21 protein-coding genes are annotated in these 25,577 nt (G+C 73.9%); 13 read left to right on the forward strand and 8 right to left on the reverse strand.

Going from position 1 to position 25,577, the window contains the following annotated elements; genetic code table 11:
• The first annotated feature begins 20 nt into the window (after window positions 1-20).
• From FGW31_RS25680 to FGW31_RS25705, 6 genes are all read left to right on the forward strand, one after another.
• Window positions 21-422 carry a hypothetical protein gene (locus tag FGW31_RS25680; protein WP_142195892.1) on the forward strand — a complete coding sequence of 134 codons (402 nt, stop codon included), beginning with the start codon at window positions 21-23 and terminating at the stop codon, window positions 420-422.
• Between the two features lie 36 nt (window positions 423-458).
• Window positions 459-1,700 (forward strand): NAD(P)/FAD-dependent oxidoreductase, encoded by a 1,242-nt coding sequence (locus FGW31_RS25685; RefSeq protein ID WP_182674610.1) that lies wholly within the window; start codon window positions 459-461, stop codon window positions 1,698-1,700.
• Window positions 1,701-1,790: 90 nt separating this feature from the next.
• Window positions 1,791-2,156 carry an Rv2175c family DNA-binding protein gene (locus tag FGW31_RS25690; RefSeq protein ID WP_125507055.1) on the forward strand — a complete coding sequence of 122 codons (366 nt, stop codon included), beginning with the start codon at window positions 1,791-1,793 and terminating at the stop codon, window positions 2,154-2,156.
• 289 nt (window positions 2,157-2,445) lie between these two features.
• Window positions 2,446-3,108, forward strand: coding sequence for a thiamine phosphate synthase (thiE, locus tag FGW31_RS25695; RefSeq protein ID WP_142195893.1), 663 nt, complete (start codon window positions 2,446-2,448; stop codon window positions 3,106-3,108).
• Window positions 3,109-3,215: 107 nt separating this feature from the next.
• A complete protein-coding gene (gene metF / locus FGW31_RS25700) occupies window positions 3,216-4,139 on the forward strand; it encodes a methylenetetrahydrofolate reductase [NAD(P)H] (RefSeq protein ID WP_142195894.1) in 924 nt (307 codons plus the stop codon).
• 56 nt (window positions 4,140-4,195) lie between these two features.
• A complete protein-coding gene (locus FGW31_RS25705; protein ID WP_142195895.1) occupies window positions 4,196-5,140 on the forward strand; it encodes an SCO2102 family sporulation regulator in 945 nt (314 codons plus the stop codon).
• A 114-nt stretch (window positions 5,141-5,254) separates the two neighbouring features.
• Here FGW31_RS25705 and FGW31_RS25710 read toward each other — a convergent pair whose 3' ends face one another.
• The 4 genes from FGW31_RS25710 to FGW31_RS25725 form a co-directional block, all read right to left on the reverse strand.
• Window positions 5,255-6,751: a phytoene desaturase family protein gene (locus FGW31_RS25710; protein ID WP_142195896.1), complete on the reverse strand. Its 1,497-nt coding sequence runs from the start codon at window positions 6,749-6,751 to the stop codon at window positions 5,255-5,257.
• A gap of 613 nt (window positions 6,752-7,364) precedes the next feature.
• Window positions 7,365-7,997 carry a TetR/AcrR family transcriptional regulator gene (locus tag FGW31_RS25715; protein ID WP_142195897.1) on the reverse strand — a complete coding sequence of 211 codons (633 nt, stop codon included), beginning with the start codon at window positions 7,995-7,997 and terminating at the stop codon, window positions 7,365-7,367.
• Between the two features lie 35 nt (window positions 7,998-8,032).
• The gene (locus tag FGW31_RS25720; RefSeq protein WP_142195898.1) at window positions 8,033-10,117 is read right to left on the reverse strand and encodes a YhgE/Pip domain-containing protein; all 2,085 of its coding nucleotides are present in this window, start codon (window positions 10,115-10,117) and stop codon (window positions 8,033-8,035) included.
• Window positions 10,089-10,991, reverse strand: coding sequence for an ATP-binding cassette domain-containing protein (locus FGW31_RS25725; RefSeq protein ID WP_142195899.1), 903 nt, complete (start codon window positions 10,989-10,991; stop codon window positions 10,089-10,091). The genes FGW31_RS25720 and FGW31_RS25725 overlap by 29 nt, the downstream gene beginning before the upstream one ends.
• 166 nt (window positions 10,992-11,157) lie before the next feature.
• Between FGW31_RS25725 and FGW31_RS25730 the strand changes: the two genes are divergently transcribed.
• From FGW31_RS25730 to FGW31_RS25740, 3 genes are all read left to right on the forward strand, one after another.
• Complete coding sequence (locus FGW31_RS25730; RefSeq protein WP_142195900.1) at window positions 11,158-11,730, forward strand: SAV_6107 family HEPN domain-containing protein; 573 nt, start codon at window positions 11,158-11,160, stop codon at window positions 11,728-11,730.
• Window positions 11,731-12,269: 539 nt separating this feature from the next.
• Window positions 12,270-13,040 carry a methyltransferase gene (locus FGW31_RS25735; protein ID WP_161175631.1) on the forward strand — a complete coding sequence of 257 codons (771 nt, stop codon included), beginning with the start codon at window positions 12,270-12,272 and terminating at the stop codon, window positions 13,038-13,040.
• Window positions 13,041-13,330: 290 nt separating this feature from the next.
• Window positions 13,331-13,735, forward strand: a complete 405-nt coding sequence (locus FGW31_RS25740; protein WP_142195901.1) for a DUF3040 domain-containing protein — start codon at window positions 13,331-13,333, stop codon at window positions 13,733-13,735.
• Window positions 13,736-14,261: 526 nt separating this feature from the next.
• Here the strand turns inward: FGW31_RS25740 and FGW31_RS25745 are convergent.
• The 4 genes from FGW31_RS25745 to FGW31_RS25760 all read right to left on the reverse strand — a co-directional run bounded on the left by FGW31_RS25745 (window position 14,262) and on the right by FGW31_RS25760 (window position 19,901).
• On the reverse strand, window positions 14,262-16,601 hold the full coding sequence (locus tag FGW31_RS25745; RefSeq protein WP_182674643.1) for a transglutaminase TgpA family protein: 2,340 nt from the start codon (window positions 16,599-16,601) through the stop codon (window positions 14,262-14,264).
• A 47-nt stretch (window positions 16,602-16,648) separates the two neighbouring features.
• Window positions 16,649-18,010: a DUF58 domain-containing protein gene (locus FGW31_RS25750; protein WP_142195902.1), complete on the reverse strand. Its 1,362-nt coding sequence runs from the start codon at window positions 18,008-18,010 to the stop codon at window positions 16,649-16,651.
• Window positions 18,010-19,083, reverse strand: a complete 1,074-nt coding sequence (locus FGW31_RS25755) for an AAA family ATPase (RefSeq protein WP_370009518.1) — start codon at window positions 19,081-19,083, stop codon at window positions 18,010-18,012. The genes FGW31_RS25750 and FGW31_RS25755 overlap by 1 nt, the downstream gene beginning before the upstream one ends.
• A gap of 272 nt (window positions 19,084-19,355) precedes the next feature.
• On the reverse strand, window positions 19,356-19,901 hold the full coding sequence (locus FGW31_RS25760; RefSeq protein WP_142195904.1) for a beta-class carbonic anhydrase: 546 nt from the start codon (window positions 19,899-19,901) through the stop codon (window positions 19,356-19,358).
• A gap of 418 nt (window positions 19,902-20,319) precedes the next feature.
• On the opposite strand from FGW31_RS25760, the gene rsmH reads away from it, so the two are divergent.
• From rsmH to FGW31_RS25780, 4 genes are all read left to right on the forward strand, one after another.
• Window positions 20,320-21,276, forward strand: a complete 957-nt coding sequence (gene rsmH / locus FGW31_RS25765; protein WP_142195905.1) for a 16S rRNA (cytosine(1402)-N(4))-methyltransferase RsmH — start codon at window positions 20,320-20,322, stop codon at window positions 21,274-21,276.
• A gap of 99 nt (window positions 21,277-21,375) precedes the next feature.
• Window positions 21,376-21,921 carry an FtsB family cell division protein gene (locus FGW31_RS25770; RefSeq protein ID WP_142195906.1) on the forward strand — a complete coding sequence of 182 codons (546 nt, stop codon included), beginning with the start codon at window positions 21,376-21,378 and terminating at the stop codon, window positions 21,919-21,921.
• Between the two features lie 5 nt (window positions 21,922-21,926).
• Window positions 21,927-23,885, forward strand: coding sequence for a peptidoglycan D,D-transpeptidase FtsI family protein (locus FGW31_RS25775; protein WP_373303335.1), 1,959 nt, complete (start codon window positions 21,927-21,929; stop codon window positions 23,883-23,885).
• 170 nt (window positions 23,886-24,055) lie between these two features.
• Window positions 24,056-25,576, forward strand: coding sequence for a UDP-N-acetylmuramoyl-L-alanyl-D-glutamate--2,6-diaminopimelate ligase (locus FGW31_RS25780; protein ID WP_142195908.1), 1,521 nt, complete (start codon window positions 24,056-24,058; stop codon window positions 25,574-25,576).
• Window position 25,577: the final 1 nt, after the last annotated feature.

Genomic DNA, 25,577 nt, shown 5'->3' on the forward strand with positions numbered 1-25,577 from the left:
CCTCGTAAGGGAGCCTCCTCGTGACCCGCCCGCCCGTCACCGACCGCCCCGCGACGGAGGACTCCGCCCCGTCGCACCGATCCCTCGACGGACTCGTCCTCGCCCCCGTGGCCGACCAGGCCCCCGGCCAGGTCGGCACCGGCACCCGGTTCCGCTACCACGAACGGGACGGCGAGGTCTGGGCCGAGTACGCGGGCGGCGACGTGGTGCGCGGACACCTGGTGGGCACCCGCGCCGGGGACCGGCTGAACTTCCGCTACGTACAGCTCCGGTGGGACGGCACGACCGCCTCGGGGCACTGCGTGTCGACGGTCGTCGAGCTGCCCGACGGCCGGCTGCGTCTTGAGGAGACCTGGGAGTGGGAGTCGCAGCCGGGCAGCGGGACGAGCGTGGTGGAGCAACTGCCCGGGGACGGCAGGTGACCCTCCCGGGTTCCGCCGGGTGTCTATGGTGATCGGGTGAGCGAGCAGACGCAGGAACCGGGACGGTCCGAGCCGCGGCGCGTGGTCGTCGCGGGCGCGGGCATGGCCGGCGTGCAGACCGCGGCCGCCCTGCGCGAGCAGGGCTTCACCGGCACCGTGACCCTGATCGGCGCCGAACCGCACCAGCCCTACGACCGGCCGCCGTTGTCCAAGGCGGTGCTGCTCGGCACGGCCGAGGGATCCGCCTTCGACGTCGACTTCGAGGAACTCGGCATCGACCTGCGGCTCGGCTGCGAGGTGCTCGGACTGCGCCCCGCCGACCACGCACTGGACACCGAGGCCGGGCCCGTCCCGTACGACGTCCTGGTGATCGCCACCGGCGCCGAACCGGTCCGGCTGCCGGGCTCCGACGGCGTCCCCGGCGTGCATCTGCTGCGCACCCTGGACGACGCCGAGCGGCTGCGGCCGGTCCTCGCGCGGCAGCAGGACATCGTGGTGGCCGGCGCCGGCTGGATCGGCGCGGAGTTCGCCACGGCGGCCCGCGAGGCGGGCTGCGCGGTCACCGTCGTGGAGGCCGCGGAGCGCCCGCTCGCCGAGGCCCTGCCCGCCGAGGTGACGGCCCCGATGACCGCCTGGTACGCCGAGGCCGGCGTCGTGCTGCGCACGCACACGCGCGTGGCGCGGGTCGAGCCCGGCACCGTGGTCCTGGACGACGGCTCGCGGCTGCCCGCCGGTGCCGTGGTCGTCGGCATCGGAGCCCGGCCCGCGACGGCCTGGCTGGCCGGCTCCGGCATCGAGCTCGGCGAGCGGGGCGAGGTGGTGGCCGACCGCCATCTGACGACCTCCCTGCCGGACGTGTACGCGGTCGGCGACTGCGCCTCCTTCCCGTCGGGGCGCTACGGCGAGCGGCTGCTGGTGCACCACTGGGACAACGCCCTGCAGGGCCCCCGCACGGTCGCCGCGAACATCCTCGGCTCGGCCACGGGCCGGGAACCGGCCGTGTACGACCCGGTGCCGTACTTCTGGTCCGAGCAGTTCGGACGCTTCGTGCAGTACGCGGGACACCACGCGGACGCCGACCGCACCGTGTGGCGCGGCGACCCGGCCGCGGCGGCGTGGAGCGTCTGCTGGCTGCGCGGCTCCCGCCTGGTGGCGCTGCTCGCGGTGGGGCGGCCCCGCGACCTGGCGCAGGGGCGCAGGCTGATCGAGGCGGGCGCGGCGATGGACGCGGAGCTGCTGGCGGATCCGGCCAGGCCGCTGAAGTCGGCGACGGCGTGACGCCTCGGCCGGGCGGCTCCGGGCGACGCGTCCGGCCAGGTGGGCGGGGTCGGCTTCCGACTGTCAGTGGCAGGTGGCAGGCTTGTTCCCGTGACCGAGATTGACGCAAAGATCGATGCTCTCGTCCCCGCCTGGCTCACCCTGCCCGACATCGCCGAAAGGCTCGGCGTCGAGGTGACGCGCGTCCGGCAGCTGGTCAAGGAGGGCCAGCTCATCGCCGTACGCCGAGGTGAGAACCGCGCGCTGCACGTCCCCGCCGCCTTCATCGACGGGGACAAGGTGGTCAAGGGCCTGACCGGGACCCTGACGCTCCTGCGGGACGACGGCTTCACGGTCGAGGAGATGCTGGAATGGCTCTTCACCCCCGACCCCTCCCTGCCGGGCACGCCCGCCCAGGCCCTCAGCGAGAACCGCGGCACGGAGGTGAAGCGCCGGGCCCAGGCACTCGCGGTCTGACCCGCACCCGCCCGACCCACTGACCGGCCGCGCCGCACCACGCGGCGCCGCCCGAAACGGCACCGGCCGGGGCAGCACCACGGCCCCGGCCGCAGCACCTGCTCGTGCCGCCCGCAGCATCACCTGTGCCGCAGCAGCACCACCCGTGCCTGCCGCGGCACCACCCGTGCCTGCCGCGGCACCACCCGTGCCTGCCGCGGCACCCGCGCCGTACGGCCCGGGTGCCCGACGCGCACGGGCACACCGGGCCGCCGGACCCGTACGCCACCGACACCTGGGGGACTCCCGCATGACCGACACCGCTCGCGCCCGACTCGCCGACGCCCGGGTCTACCTCTGCACCGACGCCCGCAAGCGGCAGGGCGATCTCGCGGAGTTCCTGGACGCGGTCCTGGCCGGCGGGGTCGACATCGTGCAGCTGCGGGACAAGGGCATGGAGGCCGGCGAGGAGCTGGAGCACCTGGCGGTCCTCGCCGATGCCTGCGCCCGGCACGGCAAGCTGCTCGCGGTCAACGACCGCGCGGACGTCGCCCACGCCGCCGGCGCCGACGTCCTCCACCTCGGGCAGGGCGACCTGCCCGTCCCGGCCGCCCGGGCGATCCTCGGCGACGGGATCCTGATAGGCCGCTCCACCCACGCCGAGTCCGAGGCCGCCGCCGCGGCCGTCCAGCCCGGCGTGGACTACTTCTGCACCGGCCCCTGCTGGCCCACTCCCACCAAGCCGGGCCGCCACGCCCCCGGCCTGGACCTGGTCCGGTACACCGCCGCGCTGCGCACCGACCGCCCGTGGTTCGCCATCGGCGGCATCGACCTCGGCAACGTCGACCAGGTCCTGGAGGCCGGCGCCCGCCGGGTCGTCGTCGTGCGCGCCATCACCGAGGCGGACGACCCGGGCGCGGCCGCCGCCGCGTTCGCCGAGCGGCTGCGGCACACCGCCCCGGACGCCGGCTGACCCGTCCACCTCCGTGGTGTGTCCAAGGGATGGACAACAAGTCGGCATTAAGGACAAATCTCCCGCATCCGGTTGGGGGACCGGCGACCCCTGGCTAACCTGCGGGTATGGCCCTCGGAACCGCATCCACCAGGACGGATCGCGCACGCACCGTGCGTGACATGCTCGCCACCGGCAGGACGACCTACTCGTTCGAGTTCTGGGCCCCCAAGACGGAGAAGGGTGAGCGCAACCTGTGGAACGCGCTCCGCAGGGTCGAGGCCGTCGCCCCCAGCTTCGTCTCCGTGACGTACGGCGCGGGCGGCTCCACCCGTGCCGGCACGGTGAAGGCGACCGAGCAGATCGCCGCCGACACCACCCTCACCCCGGTCGCCCACCTCACCGCGGTCGACCACTCCATCGCCGAACTGCGCAACATCATCGGCCAGTACGCCGACGCCGGGATCCGCAACATGCTCGCGGTGCGCGGCGACCCGCCCGGCGACCCCATGGGCGACTGGGTGCCGCACCCGCAGGGCCTGACCTACGCCGCCGAACTGGTCCGACTCATCAAGGAGTCGGGCGACTTCTGTGTCGGGGTCGCCGCCTTCCCGGAGATGCACCCGCGCTCCGCGGACTGGGACACCGACGTCGCGCACTTCGTCGACAAGTGCCGGGCCGGCGCCGACTACGCGATCACCCAGATGTTCTTCCAGCCCGAGTCGTATCTGCGGCTGCGTGACCGGGTCGACGCGGCGGGCTGCGAAACGCCCGTCATCCCCGAGGTCATGCCGGTGACCAGCGTGAAGATGCTGGAACGGTTGCCAAAGCTCAGTAACGCCTCGTTCCCCGACGCCCTGAAAGAGCGGATCCTCACAGCGAAGGACGATCCGGCGGCGGTACGCTCCATTGGCATCGAGTTCGCCACGGAGTTCTGCGCGCGGCTGCTGGCCGAAGGTGTGCCCGGACTGCACTTCATCACGCTCAACAACTCCACGGCGACGCTGGAAATCTACGAGAACCTGGGTCTGCACCACCCACCGCAGAGCTAGACCGGTCGCACGCACATACGACACACTGCGTAGCGACCACTGGGAGAGGGGCGTACATGGGCTGGACGGTCCTCTACATCGCGTTCGGCATCGTCGCGCTGTGGTTGCTCGGCGAGGTGCTGCTGCAGTACAAGGCGCGTCTGCGCTGGCGGCTGCTCGCCTTCGCCGGCTTCCTCGGTGTCGTTCTCGGTGTGCTGATCCCGTCCGTCGTCGTCATCGGGCTGGGCGCCGCCGCCTTCGCGGTCGGGCAGACCTATGTGACGCTGTCGTTCCGCCGCGGCTTCGCGGCCGGCTGGGCGGTCAACGCGCCGATGCTGGCCGCCGCCACCGGCCGCCGCGGCGACCGCGGACGCCGGGAGCCGGCACCGGAGGACCTGGACACGGAGGTGTCCGGCGGGTACGACGACGGCGACGACCACCGCGACCGCACCCCGCCGGCCGCGGATGACGACTACGACCGCGACGACGTGTTCACGCCCGTGCGCCCCGGACAGGCGACGGCCGCCGAGACCACCGCCGTCTACGCGCCGCAGCCCCTGCCCGACGAGACCGGCTCCTACGGTGTCTACGGCAGCGACCCCGGCTACGCGGACCCGTCCCAGGACCAGTACGCGGCGGCCGCCCACGCCACCGACCCGAACCACGCCTACGACTACTCGGGTTACGGCCAGCAGCAGGGCTACGACACCACGGGCCAGCAGCAGTACGCCGCCTACTCCGACCCGTACATCGGCAACGCGACGTACGGCGGCACCGGCTACGACACCGGTTACGCCGACCCGCAGCAGTACGGCCAGCAGGGCTACGCCCAGGACCCGTACGCCGGCTCCTACGGCGGCGAGACCCCGGCCGGCGGACTGTGGGTCCCGCAGCAGCGCAGCCCCGAGGACCCCTACGGCAACGCTGAACTCCCGCCCGAGCAGCCCTACCCGTACCAGGGCGACGGACAGACCCACGGGCACGGCAACGGCAACGGGTACGACGAGCAGTACCGCTACTGAGCGGGGCTCACGGCGAGGAGTGCTGCTGAGCGGGCTCACGCCGAGGGGTACTGCTGAGCGGGCTCACGGCGAGCAGTACTGCTGAGCGGGCTCACGGCGAGGAGCTGAGCGGGCTCACTGGGACCCGCGGAAGTCCGGCCCCTCCACGATCAGTCCGGCGACCAGCGCCCCCGACATGCCGGCGTGCGGCAGGCCGCCGCCGGGATGGGACCAGCCGCCGGCCGTGAACAGCCCCGGCAACCGGGTCGTGTTGGACGGGTGCAGCAGCCGCCCGTCCGCCGCGGCCAGCGCCGGCACCGGCACCGCGCCGCCCGGCGCACCGGTCTCGCCGGCGATGTCGGCGGGGGTGCGCACCTCGTGCCACAGCAGCCGGTCGCGCAGACCGGGCACCGCACGCTCGGCGGCGGTGACCAGATGCTCGGCGAGCGCCTCCGGGCTCCCTCCGCATCCCTCGGGCACCACGGACGTCACCGTCACCGCCTCGTGTCCGGCGTCCGGGACCAGTGCCGGGTCGTCCGGCCGCAGCACCGTGACCGTGGGCCGGGCGGGCACGGCCGGGTCCGGACCGAACAGCGACTCAAGCTTCGCGTCCCGGTCCTCGCCGTGCACCACCGTGCGGTGCGCCACCCCCTCCGGGCGGCCGCCCCGCAGCGCCAGCAGCACCGTCAGCCGGCTCGCCGCGCCCCGCTGCGGCGGCACACCGTCGTCGCCGCGCGGCCGCGTGCCGCCGCCGAGCCGCTCCAGCACCGCCGGAGCCACCCCGGCGACCACCAGGTCCGCCTCCGCCACCGTGCCGTCGGACAGCTCCACGCCCGCCGCCCGGCCGTCCTTCTCCACGATCCCGGCGACCTCCGCACCGAAGCGGAACTCCACCCGGCGCGCCAGGCACCGCTCGTACACCGCCCGCGCCAGCTCGCGCATGCCGCCCCGCACGTACCAGGTGCCGAAGGCGTGCTCCATGTATGGCAGCACCGCCGCGCTCGCCGGGGTCCCGCGCGGATCGAGGCCGTACGCCAGCGCGTGACTCTCCAGCAGCGCGATCAGCCGGGGTTCGCGCAGCTCCCACGCGCCGACCTCCGCGAGGGTGCGTGCGGCGCGCGTGCGCAGGAACCTCTTGTGCGGGACCGCCGGGTAGGGCTCGCGCTCGGCCAGCACGTGCCAGTTGGGCCACAGCGGTTCCTCCAGCAGCGGCCGGCGCGAGCGGTCCCACGCCTCGCGGGCCCGCACCAGGAAGTCGCCCCAGCGCCTCGCCGCGGCCGGCCCGAAGGCGTCCTCCAGGGCGGCGACGACGCCCGCGCGGGAGGCGTTGGGCAGCGACACGCGCGTGCCGTCCGCGAACACGTGGTGCGAGGACGGGTCCACCTGCACCAGGTCGACGCACTCCTCCAGCGGCTCCCGGCCGGTCTTCAGGAACAGGTCGCGGTAGACGGCGGGCAGCGGCAGCAGCCCGGGACCGGTGTCGAAGCGGAACCCGTCCCGCTCCAGACGGCGCAGCGCGCCGCCGTACGTCTCCGTCCGCTCGTACACCACCACCCGGTGGCCCGCGACGGCCAGCCGGGCGGCGGCCGCCATCGCGCCCATCCCGGCGCCGATCACCGCAATCCGTGCCATGCCAGGGACTTTATCGGCCGGCACCGACAGTCCGTCCCGCACCGGCCGTCCACCCTGCGCCGCCGGTCCGATCCGAGCCGCAGGCCCGATCCGCTCGGTGGTACGTCCCGCACGGTGCTACGTCCCGCTCGGTGGTACGTCCCGCACGGTGCGCAGGTGCGCGCCGGCCGTCCGTTCCGTCTGGTGGTCCGTTCCGTGCAGTGCGCAGGTGCGCGCCGGTGGTCCGTCCCACCCGAGTAGCCGCGCCCCCGCCCGCGGGACCAGGGGGCGGGCCGCGGGGGTGGGCGCCGGTGCGCAGCACTGAGTACCCGTACCTAGGCGCCCAGATGAGTAGCCGCGCGGATGGGGCCCGACCTGCGTGAACGAGAGAGTGGAGACCACGGAGAGGGGCACGGCCGGCACCGGCGACACGGGGCGCCGGAACGGGCCGGGTCCGCGATCCGCTCCTTCCGTCGGCAGCGCCGGCGGGAGCGAGGCACGGGGGAACCCGGGGGACGACCGCAACGGGGGTTGCGGGGGAACGCACGGGGGAGTGCAAGAAGGCGCCGGTCCGACCGGTGGCCCGCGGGGGACGCGGCCACCGCCGGACCGGCGCTCTTCGTGTGCCGTGGGCTCAGCGGCAGCCGCTGACCCGCCCCTGGAGCAGCCGGGACAGCGCCGCATGCACGTCGTCCAGGGAGCGCTCCGGCTGGAAGGACTTCCAGTCCAGCGCGGCCACCAGCACCATGCCGACCAGGGCCGCCGCCGTCAGCGGGACGTCGATCTCCTCGCTGAACTCGCCGTTCGCCACACCGTCGCGCAGTACGCCTTCGACCACCGCGACGGCCTGCTGCCGCACCACCATCAGCGTGGACTGCCAGGCCCGGTTGGTGCGCCACAGCTCCGCCACGTACAGCTGGGTGAAGGCCGGGTAGCGGTCGATGAAGACCAGCCCGGCGCGGATCATCGCGTCCAGGGCGTCGACCTTGCTGCCGCCGTCGCCGACCGTCCGCTCGGCCGCCTCCCGCAGCGAGGCGGTCAGCAGACCGACCCCGTGCCGCAGCAACTCCTCGAAGAGGACCGACTTGCTCGCGAAGTTGTAGTAGACCGTGCCCTTCGCGACTCCCGCCCGTTCGGCGATCTCGTCCACGGTGGTGGCGGAGAAGCCCTGCTCGGCGATGAGGGTGACGGCCGCCTCGTAGAGCTTCTGCCGGGTGGCCTCGCGGCGGGCGCTGCCGCCGCCCGACGTGGTGCTGCTGCTGTCCATGGTCCCGATTCTCACAGTTGCCGCGGTGCGCGCGTTCACAGGCTCAGCTCCGGGTGCAGCCGGTCCACGGTCCACACCTGGCGGCGCCGCGCCGACAGGGCGGTCAGCGCCAGCGCGCCCGCCGTGAAGGCCGCCAGCACGGCGCACGCCAGCCACACCGGCTGCAGACCACCGCCGCTGATGAGCCGCCGCAGCGCCTCCACGACGTGACTCATCGGCAGGAACGGGTGCACCGCGTTGAAGAAGCCGGGGCTGGTCTGCACGGGGTACGTGCCGCCCGCCGAGGTGAGCTGGAGCATCAGCAGCGCCAGGACGAGGATCCGGCCCGCCGCGCCGAAGCGGGCGTTCAGCCACTGCACGATCGCCGCGAAGCACGCCGTCACCAGGAACAGGAACCCGACGGTGCCGGCCGCCCGCGCCATCTGCAGCCCGAGCCCCCAGTGCAGCACCGACATCAGCGCCACCGTCTGCGCCACTCCGATCGCCGCCACCGGCAGCCAGCCGGCCAGCGCGATCCGCCACGCCGAGGCGCCCGCCGCGAGCGCCCGCCGGTTCATCGGCGCGATCAGCATGTACGCCACCATCGCGCCCACCCACAGCGACAGCGGGATGAAGTACGGGGCGAAGCCGGTGCCGTAGTCCGGCGCCTTGTGCAGGTCGCGGGAGACCAGCTGGACCGGGTCGGCCATCACCTCGGTGCGCCGGTCGCGGTCCCGCTCGTCGTAGTCGGGAATCCGCCCGGCCCCGTCGTGCAGCCCGCCGGCCAGTTCACCGGAACCGTCGACCAGCTTGTACAGACCGCCGTTCAGATCGTCCGCGCCGGTCTTCAGCCTGCCCACGCCCTTGTCCAGGTCCACCGCGCCGGTCTCGGCGGTGCCCAGGCCCTTGTTCAGCTTCTTCGCGCCGGCCGCGACCTTCCCGGCCCCGGAGTTCAGCCGGTTGATGCGGGTGACGGCGTCGTCGAGGTCCTCCGAGAGGTGCGGGGCGCGGTCGGCGAGCGCCCGCGCCTGCTTCTCCAGGGTGCCGAGGTGGGTGTCGAGCTGCTTCAGGTCGGTGCGGTGGTCCGTGACCAGGGTGTTCACGTCGTCGGCGACCGCCGCCGCGGCGGCCGTCGCGTCCCGGGCCTTCTCCAGGTCCGGGCAGGCGGGGTCCGGCAGGACGGCGTCCGCGCAGCGCGTCCGGTGCACCTCGGCCATGCCGGCGGACGCCGCGCGGGCGTCCTTGGCGGCGGCCGGCGCCTTCTCCTGGAGCGCGTCGAGGTCGTCGCGGAGCCCGCCAGCGGAGTCGGCGACGAACCGGGCGGTGTCGCCGATGGTCTTCTCGTTGGCCTTCAGGAAGGGGCCCACCTCGGCGTTCACCGCGTTGACCTTCTCGGCGAGCCTGCGCGTGCCGTCCGCGACCTTCTTCGAGCCGTCCGCCAGGTCACCGGCGCCGTCGTGGAGGTCCTTCAGCCCCTTGGACAGCTTGCCGCTGCCCTTGCGGGCGTCGTCCAGGCCGGCGGCGAGGTCCTTGGCGCCCTTCTCCGCCTTGCCGATGCCGCCGTTGAGTTCGTCCGCCCCCTCGGCCGCCTTCACGGTCTCGTCGTGGATGCCGGAGAACGACACGAAGATCCGGTCCAGGAAGGAACGCGAGGTCTTCGTCGACGCGGCCCGGCGCACCTCGCCGAAGACGGTCCGGGAGATCTGTCCGACGATGTAGTTGTTGGCGTCGTTCGTCCGCACCTGCAGCGCGCCGGTCTCGGGCGAGTCGCCCGAACTGGAGGCGATGCGGCGGCTGAAGTCGGCGGGCATGGTCAGCGACAGGTAGTACGTGCCGTCCTCGACGCCGCGGCGGGCCTCGGCCGCGCTCACCTCGTGCCAGTCGAAGGTGCCGCTGTCGCGCAGCCCCTCGGCGATGTCGTCGCCCGCGGTGATCCGCTTCCCGTCGGCCGGCGCCCCACGGTCCTCGTTCACCAGCGCCACCGGGATGCGGTCCAGCCGGCCGTACGGGTCCCAGAACGACCACAGGTACAGCGCGCCGTACAGCAGCGGCAGCACCAGCAGCGCGACCAGGGCCGCACGGGGCAGCGGGCCGCGGCCGAAGCGCCGCAGCTCAAGAGCGGCCAGTCGCGGCGAGCGCATCGGCGTCCTCCTTCTCCTCGTGCTCCTCGTGCTCCTCGTGCTTGTCGTCGTCGTGCTCGTCGTGCCCGTCGTGCCCGTCGTGCTCGCCGTGGTGGTGCTTGTCGTGGTTGTGCTTGTCGTCGTCGTGCCTGTCCTGGCCGTGCTCGCCGTCGTGCTGCTGGTCCTCGTCGTGCGGGCCGGTCCCGGTGCGGACGGTCACGGCGTCGCGCGGTGCCTCGCTGCACACCGCCAGCACGGTGGTGCCGGCGGCGGCGACGGACCTCAACAGGTCCCATACGACGACGCGTTCGGCGGGCGGTAGCTTCAGGTCGACGTCGTCCACGCCGAGCAGCCGGGGCCGCCCCAGCAGCGCCAGCGCGAGCGACAGCCGCAGCGCCTCCACCCGCTCCAGATCCCGCACGGCGGTGCGCTCGCCCTTCGGCAGGGACTCCGGGTCCAGGCCGGCGGCGGCCAGGGCGGTGTCGACGCGCTCCCGCTCCTCGCGGGCGCGCACGGCGCGCGGGCGCGGCAGCAGGCGCCGCGGCGCGTCGCCGAACCGGCGCTGCAGCAGCGCCTGTTCGCGCAGGTGCTCGCCGACGGTGAGGGCCGGGTCCAGTTCGGTCACCCCGGCGACGTGCGCGAGCGCGCTGACCCGGCGTACGGCGGCCATCCGCCGGGGCAGTTCGAGACCGCCGACGGCGGCCTGGCCCTCCGTCGGACGCATCCGCCCGGTGAGCGCGAGCAGCAGGCAGGTGCGGCCCGAACCGGACGGCCCCTCCACCGCGATCAGCGACCCGGGCTCCGCGTCGGCCGAAACCCCGCGGAACGCCCAGCCCCGCGGCCCCTTCAGACCGAATCCGCTAGCCGTGACGGCAAGTCCGTGCGGACCGTCCACCCTGCCCCCAACATTTGAACTGACTGGTCAGTGCAAAAGTTAGCCCGAACGGTCGAGCGAAGCAAAAGCCCAGGTCAGAACGGATTGTCAGTGCCATACCTCACGATGTGCACATACGGCACCTCGTGTCCGGGTGTGCCGTCACGAAGACGACAGGAGGTTCGTCATGGCCAACTCGTCCGCGTCCGCGGCCCGTCGGCACCGCGCAACCCGCCCTGCCCCCTCGCTGAACGGCCCGGCGAGCGACATCCACCCCGTGCTGCGCCGCGCCGCGGCTCCGCCCGCCGCCCTCGACCTGCTCGCCCAGGCCCGTTCCGGACTCGACGAGGCCGCCGTCCTCGACACCCCCAACGAGCGCTATGCGACGGCCCATCTCGCTGCCCTGCGCACCGCCGCCGCCGTCCTCGCCGCCCGCGGACGGCCCGAGACCTCGCCCAGGGCCCGGGCCAGGATCCGCAGCGCCTGGGACGTGCTCCCCGAGATCGCACCCGAACTCACCGAATGGAGCGCGCTGTTCGCCGCCGGCGCCGCGCGCCGCGCCCGCGCCGAGGCGGGCATACAGGGCGCGGCGACGGTGCGGGACGCCGACGACCTGATACGTGACGCGGCGATGTTCCTCCGCCTGGTGGAACGCATGCTCGTCCTCCAGCCGGCCCTCCCGCAGCCCCGTACCGACACCGACCACCCCCGACCCGGAAGGCCCGACGACGCCCCCCGGGACATGCCGGACGCGGGCTGACGCCAGACGGTGACCACGGCACCGGGCGGTGGCCGTTGCGTGGGGCGGGCGGTGAGCACAGCGCCGAGCTGTGGCCGCAGCGCCGAGCGGTGGCCACGATGCCGGGCGGTGGCCGTTGCGTGGGGCGGTGGCCGACCGTGCGGCGCCCCGCGCGGTGGCTCCGTCCGGGAACTCTCCGGGACGCTCCGGATCGCCCCGATCGCCCCGGAGTGCTGCCGCCGAGCGAGCCGTGGTGACCGCGTGGCAGTGGCATGGCGACGGGCCGTGGCGGCATGGCGACGGGACCTGGCGACGGCGTGGCCACGACGCGGCGGCGCGGTGGCCCGGTGGCGCGGCGGTGCCCGGTTCGTGCCGTCCGCGCGAGCCCGTCGTCCGTCCTGTCGAGCGGGTGCGTATCGGGGAGTGGGCAGGTGGGCGGGGGCCGCGGGGGAGGCAATAGGGTGGGCAGCGCCTAAGCCCTTTTCCGGCCGGTACACGGCCGGAAAGGGAGTCCGAATGCTCCGCCGAGGTGGCGGTGCCGCGCCGAGGAGTCAACTGCCGTGTCGGACCCGATGCGATCCCGCGCCGCTCTCCGGACCGCCGTCGTCCGGGATGTCCTCCAGGACGCTCTGGAACGCCGGGTCAAGACCACCGGACGGCAGGCGCTGGACGTCCTCGACACCGGCGGCGGCAGCGGCAACTTCGCGGTTCCCCTCGCCCGGCTCGGCCACCGGGTGACCGTCGTCGACCCCAGCCCCAACGCGCTCTTCGCGCTGGAGCGCCGCGCCGCCGAGGCCGGTGTCGCCGACCGCGTCCAGGGCGTCCAGGGCGACGCCCACGGCCTCTTCGACGTGGCCGAGCGCGGCGGCTACGACGCCGTGCTCTGCCACGGCGTCCTGGAGTACGTGGACGACCCGGCCGAGGGCGTCCGCAACGCCGTGGCCGCCCTGCGCCCCGGCGGCGTCCTCAGCGTGCTCGCCGCGAGCCTCGGCGGCGCCGTCCTCGCCCGCGCCCTCGCCGGGCACTTCACGGAGGCCCAGCAGGCGCTCGACGACCCGAACGGCCGATGGGGCACGGGCGACCCCATGCCGCGCCGCTTCACCGCCGACCAGCTCACCGCGCTCGTGGAGGGAGCCGGCCTCCGTGTCGGCGCCGTGCACGGCGTACGGGTCTTCGCCGACCTGGTCCCCGGCGTGCTCGTGGACACCGAGCCCGGCGCCCTGGACGCCCTGCTCAAGCTGGAGGCCGCAGCCGCCGAACTCCCCGCCTTCCACTCCGTGGCCACCCAGCTCCACGTGCTCGGTGAGACGGAAGGTGACTCCGAGGCCTGAGCGCCGCATGGGACGCGCCGCTGATCAGCGGCGCGTCCGGCGCCCACAGGCGCACATGGAGTGCGCCACAGGCCCCCCGAATGGCGGCTTGGCGCCGTATGATCGAAGGAGACCGTCCGGCATGACGGGTCCGCCGCCGGGGAATGAAAAGCCTCAGCGGGCCGGGTCGCGCATGGCGGGAACCGGTTGGCCAATTGGCGCAGAGGGGCGGGTTTCACGGGGGCGATTCCCTGCCTATCCTGAAGGGACCCCCCGGGTCGCCCCGGCGACTGCACGATGAGGAGGACTCCGTGCCGCTCTCGGAGCACGAGCAGCGCATGCTCGAGCAAATGGAGCGAGCGCTGTACGCCGAAGATCCCAAGTTCGCGACGGCGCTCGAGGGAAGCGGGCTGCGTACGTACACCCGGCGACGGGTCTACCAGGCGGTCGCCGGCTTCCTCGTGGGTATTGCGCTCCTCATGGCCGGTATGGTCGCCCAGCAGGTCTGGCTCAGCGTCGTGGGATTCCTCGTGATGCTGGGCTGCGCGGTTCTCGCGGTGACCGGCTGGCGCAAGGCCCCCAAGCCGGGCGAACAGGCAGCCGCCGGTACCCCGGGCGCGCCGCAGGCGGGCCGTCAGGGCAGACAGCGCCGTTCCATGATGGACCGCATCGAGGAGCGGTGGCAGCGCCGCCGCGACGAACAGGGCGGCCACTAGAGCCCCGGGGGCGGCCCCGGGCGGAGAGCCCGGCGAAGACATCGCTCAGGGGGTGACCACCGACTCGGTGGTCACCCCCTGACGCATACTCCGGCAGCACCCGTCCGATGGCAGCACACGCCCGCGCCGCACCCTCGTCGAAGTCGGCCGGACGCCGTGCGGCGGACCGCCCGAAACCGCCCCGCCACCCACGTCCTCATCCCTGCTGCCGCGACGGCCCCGCCGCCCTCGACCTCATCCCGCAGCCGGCACAGCCCCGCCGCCCGGCCTCGTCGTCAGCCCGTTGCCGGGACGCCCTCGCCCCACCGGCCGTCCTCACCCCGTTGCACGGGACGCCCCCCGTCCCACCGGCCTCGACCTCACCCCATTGCCGAGACGCCCCCCGCCCCGCCGGCCGTCCTTACCCCGTTGCCGGGGCGCCCCGCCCCGCCGGCCGTCCTTACCCCGTTGCCGGGGCGCCCCCGTCCCACCACACCTCGACCTCACCCCCGTTGCACGGGACGCCCCTGCCCCACCGCCCTCGTCGTCAGCCCCGCTGCCGGAACGGCCCCCGCCCCGCCAACCGCATCCCGGCGACCCGCTCACGCACTCCGGACCACCACGCCGAGACCGCCCACACCACACGTACAGCGGAACGCGGCACGAGCACCGCGCGCAGCCGCGTCCGCCGGCCGACCGGCGCCCGCAGCCCCGCCACCGCCCGGCGCACCTCGTCCGCCAGACCCGCCACCGGCCGCGGCCGCGGCGCGTACAGAACCTGCTCCACCGCGTCCGCCACCCGGTGCACCGACGCCGCCGCATCCGGGTCGAGCCGGCCCAGCCGCACGATCCGGGCCGCCGCCCCGCGCGGACTCAGCGACTCGTCCGGCGGGACACCGAGGTCCCACGCCGTGTCGCTCAGCTCGTCCCAGAGGGACAGGACGTACGGCGCCGCCTCCGCCTCCGACCGGCCGTGCGCACCCAGCCGCACCGCCCGTATCCTCATCCGCCACAGCATCGGCGCCAGCGGCAGCACCAGCAGGGCGAGACCGGCCAGCACCCACGCCGGCACCACGTACCACGTGCGGTCGTCGTCGTCCGTGGGCGGGGCCGCCTGCGGCGACTCGCCGCCGCACGCCTCCAGCTTCCGCTCCTCCGCCGTGCAGCTCTCGCTCCGCGACGGCTCGGCCGACGGCTGGTCGGGCGCCGCACGGGACGGCCGGGCCGGGTCCGGCAGCGAACTGTCCGCGGCGTCCGGCACGGTGTACGCCGGCGCCGAACCCCGGCTCGGAGTCGGCTCGAAACGGGTCCAGCCCACACCCTCGAAGTACAGCTCCGGCCAGGCGTGCGCGTCCCGCAGCCCCACCGCGACCGAACCGTCCGCCTGCGGCGTGCCCGGCGCGAAGCCCACCGCCACCCGCGCCGGTATGCCCAGCGAACGGGCCATCGACGCCATCGCGAACGAGAAGTGCATGCAGAAGCCCTGCTTGTCCCGCAGGAAACGCGCGATGCCCTGCGCACCACTGCCGACGGCCACCTCGGTGTCGTACTCGAAGCCGCCGGTGAGCGTGAAGTACTCCTGGAGCCGGACCGCCCGCTCGTAGGCGTTGCCCGCGCCCTCGGTGACCTCGCGGGCGGTCCGCGACACCACCGCGGGCAGCGAGTCCGGCAGCTCGGTGTACTCCCGCTCCAGGGCGGGCGCCGGCCTCGGCGCGCCGGCCAGCTGCTCCGGGGTGGGCTGCACCAGGAGACTGCGCACCTCGTACGTCAGACCGCGCGTGTCCTGGCCGCCGGCGCCGGCCACCGTCATGCCGACCGGCTCGTAGCGCCAGTTGCCGCTGACACCGACCCGGCTCGGCGGGTACGGCATCGGCAGCCAGTCCTGGCCGTACCAGTCGGCGGTGGAGATCGTGGTGCCGACCTCCGTGCGCCCGACGCCGGGGCCCAGGCCCGGCGGCGTCGGGAACGGGCCCTGGGGCACGGCGGTGTGCGACCGCTTGGACGGCTTCCACGTGGTGCCGTCGAACTCGTCCAGGGACACGATCCGCAGATACAGGTCCGTCACGTCCGTCAGCTCGGTGCGCACCGACATGACCTGGCGGTCCTCGTCCACGTTCAGCGAGTCCTGCAGTGACACCAGAGGACTCACCTCGGATATCGTGCCGCCCCCGCCGGTGCCCCGGCCCACGCGCGAACCCGCCGCGTCCAGCAGGCCGCCGTTCATCGACGGCAGGCCGAGCGGCACCACCAGGGCGATGCCCAGCGCCACCGCTCCGATCCGCCGGCCGGTGCGCACCGGAGCGGCGGCACCCGGTGGCCGGCTGCCCGGCCCGCGCGCCGCGGTGCCGAACACCCGGCCCCACTGCGCGAGCCGGTCACGCCCCTCGGCGAGCAGCAGCATCAGATAGCCGGCCGCCGCCAGCAGGAACCACAGCCATTCGACGCCGTTGTCCGACAGCCCCGCCGCCACCGAGTACAGGGCGAGCAGCGGAAGCCCTGCCGGGGCCGCGCTGCGGAAGGTCACCGCGAGGGTGTCCACCAGCAACCCGATCACCAGGACCCCGCCGACCAGCATCAGCCGGATGCCGTCCGACAGCGGCGCCGGGATCGCGTACCGGCCGACGTCGCTCCCGCCCCGCTCCAGCAGGTCGGCGAAGAAACGGAAGGCGTCCGGGCCGGGAAACAGTCCGGCGAAGGCGTGCGCACGGGCGAAGACCAGCGTCAGCAGCACGAGCGTGACCAGCACCTGGAGGGCAACCGTCACCGGCCGCGCCAGCGGCACCCGGCGGGCCGCCGCACCCACGCCCGACTGCACGCCCAGCAGCAGCGCCGCCTGGACGATCCACGACACCGGTTCGACCAGCGGCAGCAGCGCGCACGCCGTCATCAGGGTGGCCGCCCACGCGCACAGCGCCAGCCTCGCCCGCCCGCTGATCACGGTCCCTCCCCGCCGCCCGCCGCCGCCAGGCCCGACCGCTCCCGGTCGGCCTGCCGCCACAGCTCGCCCAGCGGGGCGCCCCGCGGCACACCCAGGGCCGTCCAGCCCGCCTCGCGCAGCATCCGCATCCCCTCCCCGCTCACCGCGGGCGGACCGGGCACGCCGGCCGGTTCCCGCAGCCAGGACTCACTGTCCAGTACGAAGGCGAGGGCGCCCCCGCTGCGCCGCCGCATCCGGGCGAGCACCTCCGCCTCGTCCTCGTCGAGGTCGCCGAGGAAGGCCACCAACAGCCCTTCGTTGCCGCCGCGCAGCACGTCGTAGGCGCGCGACAGACCCGCCTCGTCGGAGTGGTCCACCACGGCGAGGGTGTCCATCATCAGTCCCGCCGCGTCCGCCGACTCCTGGCTCGCGCCCGCGAACCCGTCGGCCCCCTCACCCGGCACCGAGGCGCCCGTGTCGGTGAGCAGCCGCACCGAGAAACCCCGCTCCAGCATGTGCACCAGCACCGAGGCCACGCCCGACACCGCCCACTCGAACGCCGAGTCCGGCCCGGCGCCCGCGTAGGCGACGGCCCGGGTGTCCAGCAGCACCGTGCACCGGGCGCGCTGCGGCTGCTCCTCGCGGCGCACCATCAGCTCGCCGTGGCGCGCGGTGGAGCGCCAGTGCACCCGGCGCAGATCGTCGCCGTGGCGGTAGCCGCGCGGGATCACGTCGTCCTCGCCGGCCAGCGCCAGCGAACGCTGCCGCCCGTCGCCGTACCCCTTCGCCTCGCCGCTCAGCCGCACCGGCGGCAGCGGTTCCACGCGCGGTACCACCGTCAGCGTGTCGTGGGCCGAGAAGGACCGGGTCAGCTCGCACATCCCGAACGGGTCGCTCAGCCGCAGCTGGAGCGGCCCCAGCGGATAGCGGCCGCGCAGATCCGAACGCACCCGGTAGGACACCTCGCGGCGCCCGCCCGCCTCCACCCGGTCCAGCAGGAACCGCGGCCGCGGCCCGAGCACGTACGGCACCCGGTCCTGGAGCATCAGCAGACCCGTCGGCATCCGGGAGACGTTCTCCATCCGCAGGTGCACCCGCGCCTCGGAACCGGCGGGCACCCGCCCGGGGGAGAGGCCGCGGCTGCCGGCGACGCGGTGGCGGGTGCGGTAGAGCACGGTCGCGCAGACCAGCGGCAGCACCGCCAGCAGCAGCCCGACCCGCAGCAGATCGCTCTGCCCGAGCACGTACGCGCAGACCGCGGCCGCCACACCGGCGGCGAGGAAGGACCGCCCGCGGGTGGTGAGTCCCGCCAGGGCCGTCCGGACGCCGCCCCGCTCGCCCGCCCCACCCTCCCCGTGGACCGCACCCGCGGTGGTCATCACAGCCTCCGGGGCGGCTGCTGGCCGTACCCCTGCCCGCCCCGGCCCAGGCCGAAGCCGGACTGCTGCCCGGTCGCCGCGGGCACCGGGGTGCGCTGCAGGATCTCCTGCACCACCTGCTCGGCGGTGCGGCGGTTCAGCTGTGCCTGCGCGGTGGGCAGCAGCCGGTGGGCCAGCACGGCCACGGCGAGCGCCTGCACGTCGTCCGGCAGCGCGTACTCCCGCCCGCACAGGGCCGCGGACGCCTTCGCCGCGCGCAGCAGGTGCAGCGTCGCCCGCGGGGAGGCGCCGAGTCTGAGGTCCGGGTGCGTACGGGTGGCGGCCACCAGGTCCACCGCGTACCGGCGCACCGGCTCCGCCACGTGCACGCCGCGCACCGCCTCTATGAGCTTCAGGATCTCGTGCGCGTGCGCCACCGGCTGGAGGTCCTCCAGCGGGGAGACGCCACCGTGCACGTCCAGCATCCGCAGCTCGGCCTCCGCGCTCGGGTAACCGACCGAGACGCGGGCCATGAAACGGTCGCGCTGGGCCTCCGGCAGCGGATAGGTGCCCTCCATCTCGACCGGGTTCTGCGTCGCCACGACCATGAAGGGGCTGGGCAGTTCGTAGGTCTTGCCGTCGATGGTGACCTGGCGCTCCTCCATCGACTCCAGCAGCGCCGACTGCGTCTTCGGCGACGCGCGGTTGATCTCGTCGCCGATCACCACCTGCGCGAAGATGGCGCCCGGCTTGAACTCGAAGTCGCGACGCTGCTGGTCCCAGATGGACACCCCGGTGATGTCCGAGGGCAGCAGGTCCGGTGTGAACTGGATCCGCCGCACCGAGCAGTCGATGGACCGGGCCAGTGCCTTGGCCAGCATCGTCTTGCCGACGCCCGGGACATCCTCGATGAGCAGATGCCCCTCCGCGAGCAGCACCGTCAGCGAGAGCCGTACGACCTCGGGCTTGCCCTCGATCACGCCCTCCACCGAACCCCGCACGCGCTCCACCACGGCGGTCAGGTCATCCCCCACCCGCGAAAAATCTCGGGCGGGGGGACCTCCATGGCTCGCTCGATCGTCATAGGTCGTCACCCGGCCCTCCTCGGCCTTTCCCCGCGCTCCGCAAAGGAGCGGGGAACCCCAAATGTCCCGGGCCGACGCCTTGCCGCGCGGACCGGCCCACCCCGAATCACGGACGTCACGCCGGAAAAGTTCCGCGTGACACCACTCCCGCATTCTTGCCGCCGTTACCGATTCGTGTCACTCGCCTGTGGACAACCGGCGGCGAAACGCCGGGTTCCGCACGTTTCACGAACCGTGCGTTCGGGTCGTCTCCGGGGCGGGCGGCCGCTGCCGGTGTCCGCTCAGGCGGGGTCGACCTCGCGCAGCAGACCCGTCTTCACGTCGAAGACGAAGCCGCGCACGTCGTCGGTGTGCAGCAGGAACGGCGAGGTGCGCACCCGCTGCATCGACTGCCGCACGTCCTGGTCGACGTCCCGGAAGGCCTCCACGGCCCAGGAGGGACGCTGGCCCACCTCCATCTCCAGTTCGTGCCGGAACTCCTCGGTGAGGGATTCCAGGCCGCAGCCGGTGTGGTGGATGAGGACCACGCTGCGGGTGCCGAGCGCCCGCTGGCTGATGGTGAGCGAGCGGATCACGTCGTCGGTCACGACACCGCCCGCGTTGCGGATGGTGTGGCAGTCGCCGAGGGAGAGGCCGAGCGCGTCGTGCAGGTCGAGGCGGGCGTCCATGCAGGCCACCACGGCGACGTGCAGCACGGGACGGGCGTCCATCCCGGGATCGGTGAAGGCGGCGGCGTACTGCTGGTTGGCCTCGACCAGACGGTCGGTGACCGTGCCCTGGCCGTGGGTGTCTCCGGAGCCGGTGGGAACCGATGCAGAAGTCGTCATACTCATGACGTTACTGGTCACACGGCCGTCGCACTCGTTGTGAGAGGGGACAAAGAACGTCAGCGGTTCTTGGAGTGAGGTAACCCACACGAGTGGTGTGAGCCCCCTCCCGCGGGTGATTCGCCCGCCGTACGCCTTGACCCCGCGCGCGGACCGCGACGCGCAGGCCGGTTGATTGACCGGGCGACACCGTGGACTAAAGTGACGCGAAGCGGGAGGCGAGACCGCCCGCCGCACTGATTTCCCCCGGAGATCCCGGCACCGACCGGCCGATCTCCCCGCGTGCGCGGCGCGTACGCACGGCTCGGCCTCCTCCCGCCGCCGGCCGGCTGACGCCTCCGGCGCCGGCCGCCCCTTCACCGGGGGAGAGCGGGAACCCGGCGGTGCGTGACGGCCGTGCCGGACCTGAGAGGGCCAGTTGAGCCAGAGTCGACACGTCCCGGTGATGCTCCAGCGGTGCCTGGACCTGTTGGCGCCCGCGCTGGAGCGGCCGGGAGCCGTCGTGGTCGACTGCACCCTGGGCCTCGGCGGCCACAGCGAGGCCCTGCTCCGGCGGTTCCCCGAGGCCCGGCTCGTCGCCCTGGACCGCGACAAGGAGGCCCTGCGCCTGTCCGGCGAGCGGCTCGCGCCCTTCGGCGAGCGCGCCACCCTGGTGCACGCCGTCTACGACGAACTCCCCGACGTCCTCGACCGGCTCGGCCTCCCGCGCGTGCAGGGCGTCCTGTTCGACCTCGGCGTGTCCTCCATGCAGCTCGACGAGGCCGACCGCGGCTTCGCCTACGCCCAGGACGCCCCCCTCGACATGCGGATGGACCAGACGACCGGCATCAGCGCCGCCGAGGTCCTCAACACCTATCCGCCCGGCGAGCTCGTGCGGATCCTGCGCGCCTACGGCGAGGAGAAGCAGGCCAAGCGGATCGTGTCGGCGATCGTGCGCGAGCGCGCGAAGGAGCCGTTCACCACCAGCGCGCGGCTGGTCGAACTCATCCGGGACGCGCTGCCGCAGGCCGCCAAGCGCACCGGCGGCAACCCGGCCAAACGCACCTTCCAGGCCCTGCGGATCGAGGTCAACGGCGAACTGTCGGTGCTGGAGCGGGCGATCCCGGCGGCGGTGAAGGCCCTCGACGTCGGCGGACGCATCGCCGTGCTGTCGTACCACTCCCTGGAGGACCGCCTCGTCAAGCAGGTGTTCGCGGCCGGCGCCGCCACCACCGCACCGCCCGGGCTCCCGGTCGTGCCCGAGCACCACCAGCCCCGGCTCAAGCTGCTCACGCGCGGTGCCGAACTTCCCACCGAGGAGGAGATCGCCGAGAACCGGCGCGCGGCCCCCGCGCGGCTGCGCGGCGCCCAGCGGATCCGGGAGGACGTCGTTTGAGGCAGGGGACGGACCGCGGGGCGTGAGGCCCGGGACCGCCCACGAGGCGGGTGACGGGCCGGGTGCACGGGTGGGAAAGCCGAACTCAGGGGAGCGTGAGTGAGTAGGAAACCCGAACCGAGGGGGAAGCCGGGGCTGCCGCGGCAACCCGAACTGCGGGGCAGGGCGGCCCGGCTCGCGCGTCTCCTGCCCACCGGACGGGCCCAGGCGGCGCGCACCCCCTTCGTCCTCCTCGTCGTCCTCCTCCTCGGCGGTGGTCTGATCGGCCTGCTGGTGCTGAACTCCGCGCTCAGCGAAGGCGCCTTCCAGCTCGACGACCTCCAGCGGGAGACGAAGAACCTCACCGACGAGGAACAGGCGCTGCAACGCGACATCGACGCCTACTCCGCCCCCGACGCCCTCCAGCGCCGCGCCCGCGAACTCGGCATGGTGCCCGGCGGCGACCCCGCCTTCCTGAGCCCCGACGGCAAGGTCAAGGGCGTGCCCAGCGCCGCCTCCGCCGTCCGCGCGCCGATGGTCCTCGCCCCCGAGGCGCTGGCCACCGCGACGGTCCCGCCGCCGCACTCGGCACCGAGCCCGGCGGGCGGCGCCCCGGCCGCCCCCGACCCCACGCCCTCCGCGTCGACATCGAACCCCGGCAGGTGACGGAAGTGTCCGACAGGGAACCGCCCCGCCGCCGGGTGCCCGGACCCGCCAGGCCCGCCCGGCCGGGCGCCGGCGGGCGCCCGGGCCCCGGCGCCCGCCCGGCCCGCCGGCCCGCCGGCCCCCGCGCAGGGGCCCCGAAGACGATCAGACTGGGCAGCCCGCGCCCCCGCCTGCGTCTGATCGGCGTGACCCTGACCCTCGTGCTGCTCGCCTTCGTCGTACGCCTGTTCCAGGTGCAGGCCGTCGACGCGAGCACCTACGCCTCCAAGGCCGAGCGGAACCGCTACGTGGGGCAGGTGCTGGCCGCCGAACGCGGCGAGATCACCGACCGCAACGGCGTGGCCCTGGCGACCAGCGAGGACGCCTACGACATCACCGCCGACCCCACGATGTTCGCCCCGGACGAGCTGGAGATCGCCGACGGCCCCGAGCAGGCCGCGGCCCTCCTCGCCCCGATCCTCGGCCAGGACCAGGAGGACCTGGTCCGGAAACTGCGGCCGGAGAACAAGGCCCTGCGCTACGTCAAGCTGGCCGGCCGCCAGACCCCGCAGGTCTGGAAGCAGATCAAGGACCTGAAGGCCGCGCTGGCGAAGAAGACCGAGACCGACGAGTCCGCCGCCAACGTGCTGGCCGGCGTCTTCTCCGTGCCCACCAGCAAGCGCGTGTACCCCAACAACGAGCTCGCCGCCGGGATACTGGGCTGGGTCAACGCCGAGGGCAAGGGCGCCGGGGGCGTCGAGCTCCAGCTGGACAAGCGGCTGGCCGGCAAGGACGGCAAGATCCGCTACGCCCAGTCCGGCGGCCGTCTGGTCCCCACCGCGGGCTCCACCGAGACCCCGGCCGTGCCCGGCAGCGACATCGAGCTCACCATCGACCGCGACATCCAGTGGGCCGCGCAGAACGCCATCAGCAAGCAGGTGAAGGAGTCCGTGGCCGACCGCGGCTACGTCATCGTGCAGGACACCCGCACCGGCGAGGTCCTGGCGATGGCCAACGCGCCCGGCTTCGACCCCAACGACCTCTCCGAGGCCGACCCCACGGCGCTCGGCAACGCCGCTCTCCAGGACGCCTACGAGCCCGGCTCCACCGCCAAGGTCCTCTCGATGGCCGCGGTCCTGGAGGAGAACGCCGCCACCCCGCTGACCCATGTCGTCGTGCCCAACCGGCTGCACCGCGGCGACCGGCTGTTCAAGGACGACATCGACCACCCGACCTGGTACCTCACGCTCAACGGCGTGCTCGCCAAGTCCAGCAACATCGGCACCATCCTCGCCACCGGCCAGCTCGGCAGGACCCAGGCGCAGGCCAACCGGGTCCTCTACGACTACCTGCGCAGGTTCGGCTTCGGCAGCCACACCGGGCTGGGCTTCCCCGGCGAGACCAAGGGCATCCTCGCCCCGCCGGACACCTGGTCCACCTCGCAGCAGTACACGATCCCTTTCGGCCAGGGCGTCTCCATCAACGCCATGCAGGCCGCGTCCGTGTACTCGACCATCGCCAACGGCGGCGTCCGCATCGAGCCCACCCTGGTGCGCGGCGCCAAGGGACCTGACGGACGCTTCACCCCCGCCCCGAAGCCCAAGAAGACGAGGGTCGTCAGTGAGAAGACGGCGAAGACCCTCGCCCGGATGCTGGAGTCGGTCGTGGACGACGAGGAGGGCACCGGCACCAAGGCCCGCATCCCGGGCTACCGGGTCGCGGGCAAGACGGGTACGGCGAACCGAGTGGATCCGGCCACCGGCAAGTACCACGGCTACACCTCGTCGTTCGCCGGATTCGCGCCCGCCGACAAGCCGCGGATCACCGTGTACTGCGTCATCCAGAACGCCACCGAGGGCAACTACTTCGGCGGCCAGATCTGCGGCCCCGTCTACAAGCAGGTCATGGAGTTCGCCCTGAAGACCCTCCAGGTGCCGCCCACCGGCGCCGATCCCGCCAGAATCCCGGTCACCTTCAAACCCTGACCCGTACCGAGCACCGAGCCACCAGGAACCACCCCGTGACGACGATCACCCCCGACCCCGGGAACCAGAGCACCCCCCGCCCCTCGCTTGGCCCCCGGGCCGCCGAGCCCGGTACGCTCACCGCCGTGCCACACGCTGATCAGTCCCAAACCACCCAGAAGGGTCATCCCGTGACATATCCGGGACCGCCCCGTCCGGTACACGTCTCCGCCACATCCCTGGCGGAGCTCGCCGGTCAGCTGGGTGCCCCCGCGCCGGAGAAGAACGTCGAGGTCACGGGCATCACCCATGACTCGCGTGCCGTCCGGCCCGGCGACCTGTACGCCGCCCTGCCGGGCGCCCGCGCGCACGGCGCCGACTTCGTCAACCAGGCCGCGGGGCTCGGCGCGGCCGCCGTGCTCACCGACCCGGCCGGCGCCGAGCGCGCCGCCGCGGCCGGACTGCCGGCGCTGGTGGTCGAGGACCCGCGCGGCCGGATGGGCGAGCTGGCGGCGACCATCTACGGCCACCCGGGCCGGGACCTGCTGCAGATCGGCATCACCGGCACCTCCGGCAAGACCACCACCGCCTACCTCGTCGAGGGCGGTCTGCGCACCGTCCGCAGCACGGGACTGATCGGCACCGTCGAGATGCGCATCGGCGACGAGCGCATCAAGTCCGAGCGCACCACGCCGGAAGCCACCGACCTGCAGGCCCTGTTCGCCGTCATGCGCGAACGCGGCACCGAGGCGGTCGCCATGGAGGTGTCCAGTCACGCCCTGGTCCTCGGCCGGGTCGACGGCTGCGTCTTCGACATCGCCGTCTTCACCAACCTCAGCCCGGAACACATGGAGTTCCACTCCGACATGGAGGACTACTTCCGGGCCAAGGCGCAGCTGTTCACGCCGGAACGCAGCAAACTCGGTGTGGTCAACGCCGACGACGAGTACGGCCGCCGCCTCGCCCGGGAGGCCGGCGTCCCGGTCGTCACCTACTCCGCCGAGGGCCACCCCGACGCCGACTGGCGCGCCGACGACGTGCAGGTCGGCCCGATGGACGCGACGTTCACCGTGATCGGCCCGAAGGACGAGCGGATCGCCGCCCGGTCGCCGCTGCCGGGCACCTTCAACGTCGCCAACACCCTCGCCGCGATCGTCGCGCTGGCCGCCGCCGGCCTCGACCCGCAGGCCGCCGCCGACGGCATCGCCGCCGTGCCGGGCGTACCGGGCCGGCTGGAGCGCGTCGACGCCGGGCAGCCGTACCTCGCGGTCGTGGACTACGCCCACAAGACCGACGCCGTGGAATCGGTGCTGCGCGCCCTGCGCAGGGTCACCGAGGGCAAGGTGCACGTGGTGCTCGGCTGCGGCGGCGACCGGGACACCACCAAGCGCGCCCCCATGGGCGCCGCCGTGGCGCGGCTGGCCGACACGGCCGTACTGACCTCCGACAACCCCCGCTCCGAGGACCCCCTCGCGATCCTCGCCACCATGCTCCAGGGCGCGGCCTCCGTGCCCGCCCACGAGCGCGGCGAGGTGCAGGTCTTCGAGGACCGGGCCGCAGCCATCGCCGCCGCCGTCGCCCGGGCCCGGCCCGGCGACACCGTGCTGGTCGCGGGCAAGGGCCACGAGCAGGGGCAGGACATCGCCGGGGTGGTGCGTCCCTTCGACGACCGCCAGGTGCTTCGCGAAGCCATCAAGAAGACCCAGGGATGAA

The sequence above is a fragment of the Streptomyces calvus genome (assembly GCF_006782915.1).
GTDB lineage: Bacteria > Actinomycetota > Actinomycetes > Streptomycetales > Streptomycetaceae > Streptomyces > Streptomyces calvus.